Raw genomic sequence first — 12,763 nt, 5'->3', positions numbered from 1 at the left:
TTGATCCGCAAATTTAACATGAATAGCATCAAAACATATCCCGTAAATCAGGATTGGAGCGAAAAAAGAAATGAAAAAAGTTATAAAACGAGGCGTATCAGCGGCGCTTATTCTCGCCCTGCTCTTATTATTAGCCGCCTGTGGAAGTGAGTCTACCAAAGCAGACTACACCACTAAACAGGCTGAAACGGCGCTTCAAAAAGGTAAAGACCTTAAAGACAAAACCATCAGCATTCGTGCCGATAAACTCGTACCGGATAGTGCATTTGGTTATAACATTGAGACTGGTAAACATCTTAACTTTGTTTCCGAAAACAACCCGCACATCAAAAAAGGCCAAAAGGTAATCGTGAAGGTTAAGCGGGTCACAAGTCAACTTGGCTCATTCATTATTACTTACAATAAAATAAGGTAAAACAGGCGAATTTTATTGCATCTTTTTTGAACAGGAATTTGAAGAAGATCGTTTTCAGTCTTCTTCAAATTCCTGTTTCTTTCCCCGTTTACCCCTAAAATAGGCTGACGGGAAACTTTATACGAATATCCATCCAACTTGTACTGACTTATACAAGAAGTTTCAAAACATTTAAAAGCCTATGTACCGGCGATAGCGCCGGTACATAGGCTTTTTTTATAGACAAACAAAAAAGACCCCTTTCAGGGTCTAAGGATGCCGCCGGTGGGGGTCGAACGTTTCTTTGAACCCTTTGATACCAGTAACTTAGAGAAGCTAAAGATTGGGACGCTCACGAGACACTCACGAAATATGATAGGTCGATCATACATAAAAAGCCCTAACCTCCCGTGTAATAGGAAGTTAGGGCATTTTAAGCATCAAGAAGTAATTTTAATCTGTGATCAAATTGTTATTTAATTAAGCTGCTAAAACTGCATCGGCGTTAAACCAGATTAGTCCACCGTTATCTCCTAGATCGATGGCAATGCCATTAGTTGCATCGTCATAATCGGCAATTGGCCAATAGTTCTTGTCAAATCGTGCATGGTTACCAGGTTGCGCGTCATTCTGGTTAGGGTTATCCGTTAGAGAAACAAGCACTAACGGAACACCGTTGACCGTCCAATCCGGGTTATCACCAGACAATTCGCTAGATAGGCCTTGCCACATGCCGTTAACGAATGAGATTTGATCAAGTTTCCACGGATGATTATTGAAATTAATCCACCCGCCTGCTTGCTTAAATTGCGTGATTGCATCGGTATCACGGTACTCAGCTGGCACTGGTTGCGGTCCATTACCTTGAACAGCTGCTGAATCTGTCATGCGATAGACGTAGTAGTAAGGATAGTTGTCTAACGCCACAAAGCTGTTGTAAGGAAGCTCTTGCACCGCTGTGCCAACCTCGCCGCCAGTATAATAACAAGTGCTGATGCAGTTCGTTCCGTCGGTCATGATCATAATATGACCACCAGCACCAGCAGAAGCGCCTAGCTGACCCCAAATGACAATGTCTCCGGCTTGTGCGTCCCATCCGTTCTGATCGTTTTCCACAATCAGCTCAAAACCATTGTTAGTTAAATATGGGTGAATGGTTTCAGTTGAGTATAGATAGGCATAACGACTAGCACCAGAATCATATAGGGCTTGCGTCATCGATCCGGAGCAGTCTGCTGTGCCATCGTCACCGTTTCGCGATCCATACATTGAGTAAGTCAGTTTCCCCTCACGATCGTAGAACCATTGAATGACTTTATTAATGTCTACTGCCATTATTTAATCCCTCCAATCTTATGATTGATAGGGCCACCTGATTGCGCAACAGTTGCGCCGTTAACAACAGCTTGCTTTTTTACGGCAGGCGCGTTGGTCTGTGCGAACGCTTGGTAAGCACGCTCGACTGAGTCACTTACACGATCGGGATCAATACTAATTCCCTTATCTGACAGAGCTTTGTTAACCTTTGCCACAGCCTCCTGTTTTTTAACAGAACCAGTCATGTTATAGCTGGTTGACAGGCCTTGCACGGCTGTATCTGCTAGATTAAGCAATACTTCCTCAACCTGCTTAGCTTTACTAGCTTTCTGCGTCGCAATCCACTGATGTGCAGCAGGTGATAGCACTTTGAAATACAGAGCAAATAAAAAGCCACTGGCTAACAGCCAAGTGACCACATCATTGATATTAAGATGTAAATTCATTCTACCTACTTATCCTCCATCATTTCTTTGACCTCTTTTGTTAATTTACCAATTTGATGAGTCATGTCATCGATCATTCTAGATTGCTCCTCAACTTTCGTCTGAAGCTTTATGACTTGCGCTTTAAGCTCATCACGCTCGCTCGTAATCTTATCCAATCGATCCCACAATTCTCCGGTGTGATCAGCATAGATATCCTCGCGATCCGTCTGATTCTTTTTAATAGTTGATCTGTACGTCAAATACCCTGTGAACGAACTGCCCATGACTACAGACACAATCGTCTCAATGAGATGGTTCATAAACGGTCACCCCACCTCGCCTCGACCAGAATCCGCATCACAACGGCGCCTGCTAAGATTGTGCCAATACCGACTGGACCCGGTGAATTGTAGTCATGCCATAGGAATAAGACAAAGTAGATCGTCCACACTATCTGCATGGCGGTTAACACTAATGCTTTGGCCTTAAACCAATGCACGTCCCATAACCCGACAAACAAGGCTAGCAGCCCGACACAAATCAAAGCAACCGCGACATAAGGATCAGCGAAATGATGAACAAACGGCTCAAATTGGTCTTTGTCAACAAAATAGTTACGTACATAGACAAAATAGAAACCCAAGATAAAGGTTTCTAATCCAGTTTCAACAACGAAATGATTCTTAACAAAGTTGTGCCACAAAATCGCCTCACTTCCTTTCTATACTAATGCCTTAGATTCATGCAGTGCGTCAACATTTAAGACCTTTAGTCGGGTCATTATTCAGTAGTAGTCTGCGCCACATAATCATCACCTGTGATTTCTTTAAATTGATCGGCGGTTATAACTTTATTTGAAACTTGTACCTTTAAATCAGCGGCCGTCATCGTGTGCCACTGTTGATAGAACAATTTAAATAAATCAAAAAACATCATTTATTCCCTCCATTTTGATTTGCTAATTGCGTGGTTAATGTTGTGATAACTGATTGTAATTGATTAATCTGAGTTTCCATATCGGCATTTTGTTTGGTGATTTCAGTAATCGTTTGTTGCTCAGCAGTCGCTGCCGCAATTGGTTCCGTTACCCAATCGTTTTTTTCAAAATCAAAATAAACTTCTGGACTATTGTAATGTGGTGCCAATTTGGTCATCTTTGAAGGGTCAAATTGGTCAGCTGATACGTCCGCAAACCCGGCAAAGTGATGATTATCATCAATTAAATAAACTTCCGCCATTTTAGCTCCTTTCTACTATTTATTAACTAGATATGAAAAGTTGATGTCACATCCGGCATTGGCCGCTTGAGCTTCCCCAGCAGAATGCACAGTAATGCGATCGGCATGATCACCTTGTGGAACGAAAAACATCACGATCGTATCCCCAATGTGCCCCATATCATTAATAAGCAAGTCCCCGGGATGAAAAGGGATGACGCCGGTTGGAACGTTGGCCACTTGATAAACCCCCAATTTTTCAGTTCCATTCGGCCAAATTGCCCAAGCATAAAATGCGACTAAATAGGCCGCGCCTAAATCAACTTGGAAAAACGCCCCAGTTCCGGTAGCACCCCCGGTTAAATCAACATTAAATCTTTCGACTGTACCGATCCCTTTAGATAATGCTGCAATCGCATTAAAACTGCCAGCGCCAGTTGTAAAATCATCAGCGTGTTGTACACCGGTAAAGTTATTCCCACCGTTTAGAAGAGCTACCTTTTTGTTGGCAATATCGTTTAAAACTTCTTGGATGCTGGTTTGGCCGGTGCTGATTGCCTGCTGAAGGGCATCCATCTCTGTTTTTAGCGGTGTGACACCTGCTTGTACTTGAGCAATAATTTCATCAACTGTTTGCAAATAAGTCTGCGATGAAGTTTGCGTTAGTTTTGTGTCGTCCGTATCAACATTAAAAACAATTGGTACCGAACTAATCACAGTCCCATTATCGTCAATTAAATCTAAAAAGGCATTGAGCACTTGGCCTGCCGCTTCATAGACTTGTCCGGGCACGGTAATAGTCACTAACCCCAGTTGATTGCTGACTAGACTGTAGTCATCGCCAAATTGCTTGACAGTCCCTTGTGCATCGAGCACCTTAATCCTCGGTCTTAAACCAGTTAGATTATACGGAATTAGTCCAGTCTGTGATTGTTTAACTAAACGCAACATTGCCGTTCGTCCATTGTCACCTTGACGACCGTTGAATTGCTTAATTGTATAAGCGGTACCGCCATCGCCAAGCGTCATATTGACTGTTTCATACTGTCCCGACCAGACTGTATCCATTAGCGTGCGGCCTTGATTATCAGACATCTTTATCCTTCTTTCTTTGTGCAAACTAAAAGCCGATAACAGTTCGTCATCGGCTACATTTCTATTTGATTAACTTGTAACAGCGCTTGATTCATCACTTTAAAACAATCATTTAATTTATCAATATTTAATACCAACGAATAAGGTATTGGAATCATCAACGTGTTTAACTCGCCGGTTAATGAACCAATCATCCCGACAAGCTCATTAATGATTTGTTGTGCTTGCTTAAACGCGCCAATCATTTGAAGTCTAAATTCTCGATCAAGTAAGTCAGCATCAATTAACTTGATCTGATTAAGTGCCCCATCACCAAGCCCTAAGGAACCATAATTACCCCAGAAACCATTCATCACCCGATTAAAAATGTCAAAATTATCGTTTAAATCATCCTGGATATGATCAAGGTTGGTCATCATTCGCAAAACCAATCGCGGATTTTCAGAGATAAAATCCGCGATACGGTTTCCTAACAGTTCATAGGTGGACTGAGAAGGATGTAAGACACCGTCTGCCAACAATTGTTGATGATTCTCCACCGTAATAATTGGATTTTGGCGCCAATCAAGCGTTGTAATGCCACGACTTTGAAACGTTTGTTTTAGCGCATCAATTAATCCATTTTCGGAATACCCTGCTGCCTTTGGCGTATCAGGATTAGGAACGTCAACAAATGCAGGCAACGGCAGCAGCGCATAAACTTTGATATCAGCATTCTTGGCATAAATAGCATCAAGACAAACGTTCAATTGGTCAGTAATCGTCTTGATCGGCACACTGATGTCGTCTAAGTCATTAATTCCATAGGCTACCGTACATGCATCATATTGAGTCAGATCTGTGGATTGAATATTAGGCAACAGATCATTAGGTCGATCACCAACGATTCGACCTTCATTCTGTCCACGATTGGCTACGTCAATCCCTAGCTTTTTGCCAATCCAATAAGCTAATGGATGAGCAACAAAACCTGATCCATTCCAACCAGCCGTGATCGAGTCACCAAACATCACTAAATTTATAATTCCTACATTAGCCATCTGACACCTTCTTCCACGTCACGTTACCAGCGTTATCAATCGTTGGCGCCCATGTGCTACCATCTGGTGACGTTAGCCGAGGAATATCTGGCTTGTCAGCAATCAGTGACCATTGGTAAGCTGTTGGATCTAAACTATCTGCTTGTGTAAAATCAGTGTAGGTCCCCATGTAGATAGGATGTGCTTCTGCTGGTGCTGGTGACCATGAGGTAGCTACACTACCCTTTTCCAGCTTGATTCCGGCGATTTGTATGGTATTGGTATTTTCATTACTTCGTTCAATTCGAGGACGTAGATAACCGTCGCTAGTAGCAACTATTGTCGCTGACACTCTCTGCCATGAATCTGTTATGGTTACTGTTTTATTGGCTGGATTGGATGAAGCAGTGCTATAACTACCTTCAGGGTTACCGTTGAGTTGCCAATATATAGTACTTGTTCCAGTACCACTTGTATTTTTTGCATACACACTATAAGTTAAAATATCACCTTTTTTAACTTGGATATACTGGCTCAGTCCACTCCAATCTCGTGTTGTCTGCATTACAGCTAATCCATTATAGGTATCCGTAGTTTTTGTCCATGAACTGGATCCCCACCATGATGCTAGGTTGTCAAAATTCTTTGTATCTGTGTACAGATTAGTTCCACCACCAACATAAAACCCATCCTTACCATCAGCACTATTGGCGTATGCAATGTGAGTATAGCTAGTTTTACCATCTGCGCCTTTGATTGTAACCGCAGCTTGGATTGCATCAGCTAAGTCTTTCTGATTAACCAAGTCGGTCGGACGTCCTTCTAGCGTTGTCCAAGATGGCCATTTTTTCAGCATTAAAGTAACCGCATCTTTAAGGCTGGCTGGATCAAGAGCCATTCAATCGCCTCCCATATTTGCTAAATTTTGTAACGATGTCTGGTCGGTTATCATTGGCAATATAACATTTCCCGAATAATCTACCGAGTTTCGGATTCTGTTACTGATATCGTTTAAACGATGAGTGTTGGCTGATTGTATCTCTAGGAAGTTGGCTGTTAAGTTGTTCAATGTGATTGAAGTGGCTTTCTGGCTAAAGGGATACTCTTGTACGGATACTGTCTCAACCATCGTCTGATAATCTGCTGGCAAAACTTGTAACATCCACATTTCGCCAAGTTGTGGTGTATCTTTGTTGTTCATGGTGACGGTAATTGTCGTTGGCGGTTCACTCTGCATCTTACTAAGTGCGTAAGTGCGCATTGCATCAGCGTCAGTAAACCTTTCGTCTGAAATATCGTCTCCATCACGTTGACCCCAACGTTTAACGCTGTCATCGTCTTGAACTATGAATGGTTGAAAGGATGGCGTTGAACCAGAGTCACCATTATCGTTTTGCTTACCTGAAACCATAACTGTGTTGACGATGTTAGAGCTATCAACGGCTAGTGATACTTCACTAGCGTTATGTTGATAACGAATGGCCATCTGTGTATTGCGCTTCCATGAGTTCTCATCGTAAAAGTGGATCGTCCGTTCATCTGGCCAAACAGCATAAACATTATAATCAGTAATCAACGTGCTGATTCCATCAATCACAGAACATTTACCAAAATCAGTCAGCTCTGTGTTGGCAAACGTCCCATGGATTTGAAAGTCGAAGCCAGTGTTCAAGCCGTCTAATAAAAATGACATCGCATCATTCAAGGATAACGTCACTGCACCTGCTTTTTGTTGACGTTGTCGTCTGCCGTTCAATTGGTAGAACACATGAGTAGCTGTAACAGTAACCTCGTGAACTTCACCGTTCCAGTCATCTGTGAGCTGCTTGATGATGAACTCTTGATTGTTCCACCAAACAGAATTCTCAATCTGCAGGAGCTCGAAACCGACGCTATTGTCGTCAAAGGCAACAAAGTCCAACTGATATTGGCTGTTACGTTGACGTGTAACTTGAAAGCTGTCCCAATCGAAGCAGTCCAGAACATCCGTGTGCTGGCGTTGAATGTCCTGAACGACCACTTTGTCTCCAGTTATCATTGTAGATAGATGAATGGAAAGGAAAAAGTTACATCGACATTGTTCAAGCCAGTAATGACAATGTCATTGTTTCCTTTGTTCAGCACAATGTGCCCATAATCGGTCTCTAAACTGTCTAATTGACCGTTGAGAAACGCATGGACACCGTCTAAGACAAACTCATCCGTATTAGTCATCGAATGTGTGCATTTGAACGACGTTCCGTTCGTCTTATTTTCTAATTCAAACTGTCCAGCACCTTTGATCGTGATTTTCAAAGTATGCCGTTGACGGTATGGATCAATGTTAAGGTCAGACGGGTTGAAAATGTTAAATTCATTTTCATTAAAGTGATAGCTAGGCAGTTGTTCTGGTAATTGCAGGCCAATCTGTAAAGCGTCAGGACTATTAGCGATTTCATCACTGTTTACAAGTGAATACCACATGCCAGATACATTGTCGAACTGAATATCAATTGTCGAATCATTGGTATGATTTAATGGTTGAATTTCAAACGGTTCGGCAACAACATAAGCCACTTTTCCCGGCTCAATATCATCACGAATCCGGATTGGTGTGCGTGAACTAATCAGCGAATAAACCCTAGCAGCCGTTAATTTTAAGTCCTGAATATCTATGGCTCGTGCAAACAAATGCACCGTCACGGTTGAGGTGTTGTAAGTAACGTTCTGTAACAGCTGGCCATCACTGCCAGCTGATTCTAGGTAGCTTGGTGTGATTTGTGGAGCAGAATTATCAATTCCAAGCATCTTAACGGATGATAGTACATCATTGATTTCAAATTCTGGTTCGTCTTGTTTCTTAATGTAAAGTTTTCCGTACACTTAATAGTCCTCCTAACTAAGGCTTTGATTGTTGAGAATCTGACCTCGTTGTTGCACGGAGCTTAATAGCGTGTCAAAAGCGTTAGTGCTGCGCGGCTGTTGCTGGTTTTGCTGCTGTTTGTTTTGACGTAAAGCTCACTCAATTTACATCCCCCCTAATGTTAAAACACCTGCATGTCATGCAAACGTTGGTCTTTAGCCATCTTTTTGTACATCGTTGGCATGTCTATGCCGCTATTACGGATGGCTGTGATTTGGTCGGCCGACAAGCCCAAAAGCTGAGCAAACATTGTCAGCAACTGGTCAAACTTTGTGTTCATCTTGGCCAGCACATCTGAATTATCAGTGGTGCCTACCGTAGTCGCACCGCCGTTAATTTGGTTGACAGCCTGTCCCAACAGCTGCCAAGCACGGCTTGTTTTGGTTAATGGCAAGATTGTTTCTGGGCCATCTTCGCCAACAAGCGCATGGATTGGCTGTGTGATCAAACCACCATTGGCGTAACCGTGACCATTACCTAAAAATGAAAGGCTTGAACCATAACGTGCTTTGGCATAGCGCAATCCAGCAAGAATATCATCATAGCCATTGAAAATATCACCATGTCCTGGAAAAGCATTAGCAAGAAACGTACCCCTTTTGGTTTGCATTAACCCCAGTGCTGGGCCACTACCATCACCATCTGGATCTGCACCAGCTTGCCGTGCTTTTTCGTTACCACGTGATTCTGTTTGAATTTGCCGTAACACACGGTTAACCATTGAATCACTAGTACTTAACCCATTAGCTGCCAGTGCTTCTTTAACTTGACCGGCCCAGCGCTCAACACCAGCACCGGACGGAGCACCCTTACCTCCGCCACCATCACCTAGTGTGTCTTGCAACTTTTTCAGTTCTTTTTTAAACCAATCAACAACACTGCCTGTTAATTTGTTAATAACACCACCGGCTAAGTTGCTAAACATTTCAACACCACCGGAAATGCCGCTAATACTTGACTTGATTAAATTGGTTACTTTCCCGACTGGGTTAGCAAGCCAATCACCAACGGCCTCCAACTTGTCCCAAGCACCAGAAAAGAATTTGCCAACACCGCCAATTACACCACCTAAGTCGTAATGTTCAACGCCAGCCATATTCATGATGGCTTTGGTTTCTTTACCATTGAAAACGCGTGTGCCTTCTGGCAGTAATCCTGTGGCATTGCGCTTTTGAGACATGCCGACTTGACCATTAGGCAACTGGTAAAGCTCTTTCCAGTCTTCTCCAGCACCATCGTTGACCATGACCATGTGCATCTTGCGCTCAACTATACCACCTTGTGAGAAATGAACAGGTGACAGTTTGTGTAGAGCATCTTTGCCAGTAAACTTTTGCCAAACCCAGTTGATACCGCTGATAGCGCCATTAATAACGTTGATAACAGCATTCATGCCATCTGCTGCAGCATTTTTAATGCCATCCCATATGTTGTCGAAGAAAGACTTGAGTCCTGACCACATGGAACGCCATCCGGAATCTATTTTGCTGTTGCCGTCATTAATCCAGCCATGGACTGTTGACATTCCACTTTGAGCATTTTTACCAACAGTTCCCCAAAATCCGTTCCAATTTTGCGAGGTGTCTGACCAGAAGTTATCCCAGCCTTTGTGGATCCTGGCATTGGCACTATCAATCCATGATTTTGTATCATTCATACCGTTTTTGGCATTTTTTGAAGTATCTGACCAAAAGTTGTTCCAGCCATTGCTTGCATTGCTCCAAAAACTATCCCAATCTTTCTTTATCTGCTTATTAGCTGCGTCTTGCTGTTTTTGCTGTTGCTGTTGTGCAATAGAATTTTTCTTGTTTACATCATTCCAAAATCCAGTCCAGCCCTTGCCAACATCGTTCCAAAATCCATTCCAGTCTTTTTGCGCCTGCTTATTGGCTGCCTCTTGCTGTTTCTGCTGCTTTTTTTGAGCCGCATCAGTGGACTTGTTAATGCCATCCCACCATTTGACTACATTGTTAGTCATTTGACGAGCATCCCAGCCAAGACCACCTAGCCAACTATTAGCTGGCTTTTTCTTAGCATTCCAGCCATCAGTAAACTTCTTAGCGGCATCGCCGGCCCATTTACCAGCCACTTTGCCAATTGTGGCACCAACCGCTGCGCCTAAAGGGCCACCAAAGAAAGCACCGATGCCACCACCAATCAGTGTCCCGGCAGATTCACCAACAGCAGAAAACTTTTGTCCCACAGTGCCATTCTTACCAAATGCTTTTGTTAAATTCTTTATGTCACTAATCGCGTCATAAGCAATCGCAACGGGGACTGCAATTTTAGCTAGCTTGCTGCCAATGTTCAGTTTACTGAAGTTGGACAGGATTGATTGAGCTAGTTTAGTATCACCCAGCGCTTTCAGACCGCTGTACACATGACCCAATCCTGCTGCAAATTCCAGTGCTTTTTTTGTCATCCACAAACCCGCAATTACTTTGACGGTAGTTTGAATACCAGATTTGTTTTTGACAATATCATCTAACACATCATGGATAGCTTTTAGCGGGTCTTTCATCGTCTTTGCATTGGAACCACCGACATTTAGCCAACCAGCAATGTCTTTGATTGCGGTTTTAAACAAGGACCAGACTTCTTCACCAGCAATTTTGGCAATGTCCCACATATCTCCGGCAATACCAGTAACATCTTTTTTGTGTGCGGAAACATAGTCCAGAACGTTCTTGGCCCAATTAGCAATAGTTGCCAGCCCTTTACCTAGTGTAGTAGCGGCACTTTGAACAACAGATGATGTCAAAATCCCAGCAAGTGATTGCATGCCACTATTCTTAACATCAAGCAATGGTGCTGCCATTTTAGCCTTGATGGATGTCCAACTACCGGACAGCTGCGCAAGGGCACCTTCACTAGTTTTTCCAAATTGGTCAAATGTGTTCTTGCTTGTTGTCCCAACTTTATAAACCAAGTTCATGAAGTCGTCAGACTTGATTTTCCCGTCAGCAACCATTTTGGCAAATGAATCCTGACTGACTCCGGCAGCTTTGGCTAATTGTGCACCTAAGGTAGGAGCCTGCTTTTCAAGTTTGGCAAGGTTAGTTGTTGTTAAATTGCCTGAAGCAACGACACGTGTCATCGCTTTAGACAAGGAATCCATGCCGTCTCCGCCTTTGTGCGAAGCCGTGGCAATGCTGGCAATACCAGCACTAATGACAAGAGTTTTATCTGTGACACCATGCGTCATGGTATCAACGGTGGTTTGCATGTTGTTAATTTCGCCACCGGTTGCACCAGTCTCACTGCGTAAGTACGACATTTGGCCGGAAAGAATCTGGATATCATTGGCTGACTTACCCATGTTCTCCCACGTCATATTTAGCTTTTCTCCGGCCTCGTTAAGTTCTAGCCCAGACTTTACCGTGTCGGTAATGCTTGAACTTAGACGTTGCCAGCCGCTTGTGATGGCGTTGGTGATTAAGCCACCCTCAACAATTTTGTGAAGCAAACCCGGTGTCTTTTCGGCTTGCTTGTTTGTCCCCGATATAGCTTCCTTAACTCTGTTGAAAACAGATGGGTTAGCCTTATCCATTTCAGTTTGCAGGCCAGTCATAGAAGACTTAGCTTTTGCTAAACTGGTAGCTGTTTCATCAACACGCGTCTTCTGTGTTCTCCAAGCATCGGAGTCTTTGCCACTAGCACTGGCAATTTTATCTAGTTCAGCTGACTGTTTAGACAGTTGCTCATTAAGATTGGTAATGGAAGACTTATAGCCATCCATTTTGGCCTTGTTTGCTTCTTGCTGATTGCCTTCAGCCTGTAAGCGTTCAACATAAACCTGATTGGCACGTGCAGCAGCTGTGTATTCTTGTTGTAGGCCAGCCAAACCGGACTTTTGATAGTCCATTGCTTGCTTGGCACGGTCTTGTTGATACTGCATACTGGCCAGCTGCTTAGTGGCACCATCAATTTGTTGCTGATACTTTAAAAACTGTTGAGCAACATCGGCAGTATTGCCCTTCAACTCAGCTTGTTTGGCTTTTAGAGCGTCAATCTTAGCCTGCTGTGAATCAATAGACTTACCCAAGCCGTCATACTTAGCTTGAGCAGCGCCAACTGCATCACCAGCAGATTTCATCTCCGCTTCTTGAGCTTTCCAAGCATTTTGACTCGAACGAACGACCGCTGTTAATGATTTAACGGATTCGCTTGCCGACAATAGATCAAGGGCAATCTTGGTGCTCATTGTTGCATTAATTTGTTGTGCCACTTCAATCACCCTTTCTCTTTGTATTGCTTCCACATGATTGCCGGATCAACTGGCCGATCTTTCTTATCCTTGGCGGACATCATTTCCAGCATTTCAAAATAATCAGCATCATCAAAATCCTGCATTGACCAGTGGAAATACATGACTGCTTGCTTTTTCATCC

At 43.2% G+C, this 12,763-nt stretch carries 14 protein-coding genes; 1 reads left to right on the top strand and 13 read right to left on the bottom strand.

Translation table 11 applies throughout. The annotated features are described in order from the left end of the window. Positions 1–70 precede the first annotated feature (70 nt). On the top strand, positions 71–415 hold the full coding sequence (locus ACYQ0Y_RS00345; RefSeq protein WP_407881972.1) for a hypothetical protein: 345 nt from the start codon (positions 71–73) through the stop codon (positions 413–415). A 459-nt stretch (positions 416–874) separates the two neighbouring features. On the opposite strand, the gene ACYQ0Y_RS00340 is transcribed toward ACYQ0Y_RS00345, so the two are convergent. From ACYQ0Y_RS00340 to ACYQ0Y_RS00280, 13 genes are all read right to left on the bottom strand, one after another. Beyond that, positions 875–1,729, bottom strand: a complete 855-nt coding sequence (locus tag ACYQ0Y_RS00340) for a peptidoglycan amidohydrolase family protein (RefSeq protein WP_407881971.1) — start codon at positions 1,727–1,729, stop codon at positions 875–877. After that, entirely contained in the window at positions 1,729–2,157 is a 429-nt protein-coding gene (locus ACYQ0Y_RS00335) for a phage holin, LLH family (RefSeq protein WP_407881970.1), read from the bottom strand. The genes ACYQ0Y_RS00340 and ACYQ0Y_RS00335 overlap by 1 nt, the downstream gene beginning before the upstream one ends. Before the next feature lie 5 nt (positions 2,158–2,162). Then, a complete protein-coding gene (locus ACYQ0Y_RS00330) occupies positions 2,163–2,459 on the bottom strand; it encodes a hypothetical protein (RefSeq protein WP_407881969.1) in 297 nt (98 codons plus the stop codon). Continuing rightward, positions 2,456–2,842 carry a hypothetical protein gene (locus ACYQ0Y_RS00325; protein ID WP_407881967.1) on the bottom strand — a complete coding sequence of 129 codons (387 nt, stop codon included), beginning with the start codon at positions 2,840–2,842 and terminating at the stop codon, positions 2,456–2,458. Before ACYQ0Y_RS00325 ends, ACYQ0Y_RS00330 begins: the two co-directional genes overlap by 4 nt. Positions 2,843–2,919: 77 nt before the next feature. After that, positions 2,920–3,075 carry an XkdX family protein gene (locus tag ACYQ0Y_RS00320; protein ID WP_407881966.1) on the bottom strand — a complete coding sequence of 52 codons (156 nt, stop codon included), beginning with the start codon at positions 3,073–3,075 and terminating at the stop codon, positions 2,920–2,922. Next, positions 3,072–3,377, bottom strand: a complete 306-nt coding sequence (locus ACYQ0Y_RS00315; protein ID WP_407881965.1) for a hypothetical protein — start codon at positions 3,375–3,377, stop codon at positions 3,072–3,074. The genes ACYQ0Y_RS00320 and ACYQ0Y_RS00315 overlap by 4 nt, the downstream gene beginning before the upstream one ends. 15 nt (positions 3,378–3,392) lie before the next feature. Continuing rightward, positions 3,393–4,451, bottom strand: coding sequence for a BppU family phage baseplate upper protein (locus ACYQ0Y_RS00310; protein ID WP_407881964.1), 1,059 nt, complete (start codon positions 4,449–4,451; stop codon positions 3,393–3,395). Positions 4,452–4,504: 53 nt separating this feature from the next. Next, the gene (locus ACYQ0Y_RS00305; RefSeq protein WP_407881963.1) at positions 4,505–5,491 is read right to left on the bottom strand and encodes an SGNH/GDSL hydrolase family protein; all 987 of its coding nucleotides are present in this window, start codon (positions 5,489–5,491) and stop codon (positions 4,505–4,507) included. Further along, positions 5,484–6,368 carry a phage head spike fiber domain-containing protein gene (locus ACYQ0Y_RS00300; RefSeq protein WP_407881962.1) on the bottom strand — a complete coding sequence of 295 codons (885 nt, stop codon included), beginning with the start codon at positions 6,366–6,368 and terminating at the stop codon, positions 5,484–5,486. Before ACYQ0Y_RS00300 ends, ACYQ0Y_RS00305 begins: the two co-directional genes overlap by 8 nt. Further along, on the bottom strand, positions 6,369–7,490 hold the full coding sequence (locus ACYQ0Y_RS00295) for a phage tail protein (protein WP_407881961.1): 1,122 nt from the start codon (positions 7,488–7,490) through the stop codon (positions 6,369–6,371). A 14-nt stretch (positions 7,491–7,504) separates the two neighbouring features. Beyond that, positions 7,505–8,332: a phage tail domain-containing protein gene (locus ACYQ0Y_RS00290; protein ID WP_407881959.1), complete on the bottom strand. Its 828-nt coding sequence runs from the start codon at positions 8,330–8,332 to the stop codon at positions 7,505–7,507. Between the two features lie 161 nt (positions 8,333–8,493). Next, on the bottom strand, positions 8,494–12,609 hold the full coding sequence (locus ACYQ0Y_RS00285; RefSeq protein WP_407881957.1) for a tape measure protein: 4,116 nt from the start codon (positions 12,607–12,609) through the stop codon (positions 8,494–8,496). Next, positions 12,606–12,761 (bottom strand): hypothetical protein, encoded by a 156-nt coding sequence (locus tag ACYQ0Y_RS00280; protein ID WP_407881955.1) that lies wholly within the window; start codon positions 12,759–12,761, stop codon positions 12,606–12,608. Before ACYQ0Y_RS00280 ends, ACYQ0Y_RS00285 begins: the two co-directional genes overlap by 4 nt. Positions 12,762–12,763 lie beyond the last annotated feature (2 nt).

This window comes from Furfurilactobacillus curtus, assembly GCF_054657915.1.
The sequence above is the reverse complement of the archived record's forward strand: the minus strand, read 5'-3'. Positions and strand labels throughout refer to the sequence as shown.

What these genes read in the sequence shown, in the direction of transcription:
- ACYQ0Y_RS00345 (WP_407881972.1), top strand. Translation starts at nt 71, where the DNA reads ATGAAAAAAGTTATAAAACGAGGCGTATCAGCGGCGCTTATTCTCGCC.
- ACYQ0Y_RS00340 (WP_407881971.1), bottom strand. Translation starts at nt 1,729, where the DNA reads ATGGCAGTAGACATTAATAAAGTCATTCAATGGTTCTACGATCGTGAG.
- ACYQ0Y_RS00335 (WP_407881970.1), bottom strand. Translation starts at nt 2,157, where the DNA reads ATGAATTTACATCTTAATATCAATGATGTGGTCACTTGGCTGTTAGCC.
- ACYQ0Y_RS00330 (WP_407881969.1), bottom strand. Translation starts at nt 2,459, where the DNA reads ATGAACCATCTCATTGAGACGATTGTGTCTGTAGTCATGGGCAGTTCG.
- ACYQ0Y_RS00320 (WP_407881966.1), bottom strand. Translation starts at nt 3,075, where the DNA reads ATGATGTTTTTTGATTTATTTAAATTGTTCTATCAACAGTGGCACACG.
- ACYQ0Y_RS00315 (WP_407881965.1), bottom strand. Translation starts at nt 3,377, where the DNA reads ATGGCGGAAGTTTATTTAATTGATGATAATCATCACTTTGCCGGGTTT.
- ACYQ0Y_RS00310 (WP_407881964.1), bottom strand. Translation starts at nt 4,451, where the DNA reads ATGTCTGATAATCAAGGCCGCACGCTAATGGATACAGTCTGGTCGGGA.
- ACYQ0Y_RS00305 (WP_407881963.1), bottom strand. Translation starts at nt 5,491, where the DNA reads ATGGCTAATGTAGGAATTATAAATTTAGTGATGTTTGGTGACTCGATC.
- ACYQ0Y_RS00300 (WP_407881962.1), bottom strand. Translation starts at nt 6,368, where the DNA reads ATGGCTCTTGATCCAGCCAGCCTTAAAGATGCGGTTACTTTAATGCTG.
- ACYQ0Y_RS00280 (WP_407881955.1), bottom strand. Translation starts at nt 12,761, where the DNA reads ATGAAAAAGCAAGCAGTCATGTATTTCCACTGGTCAATGCAGGATTTT.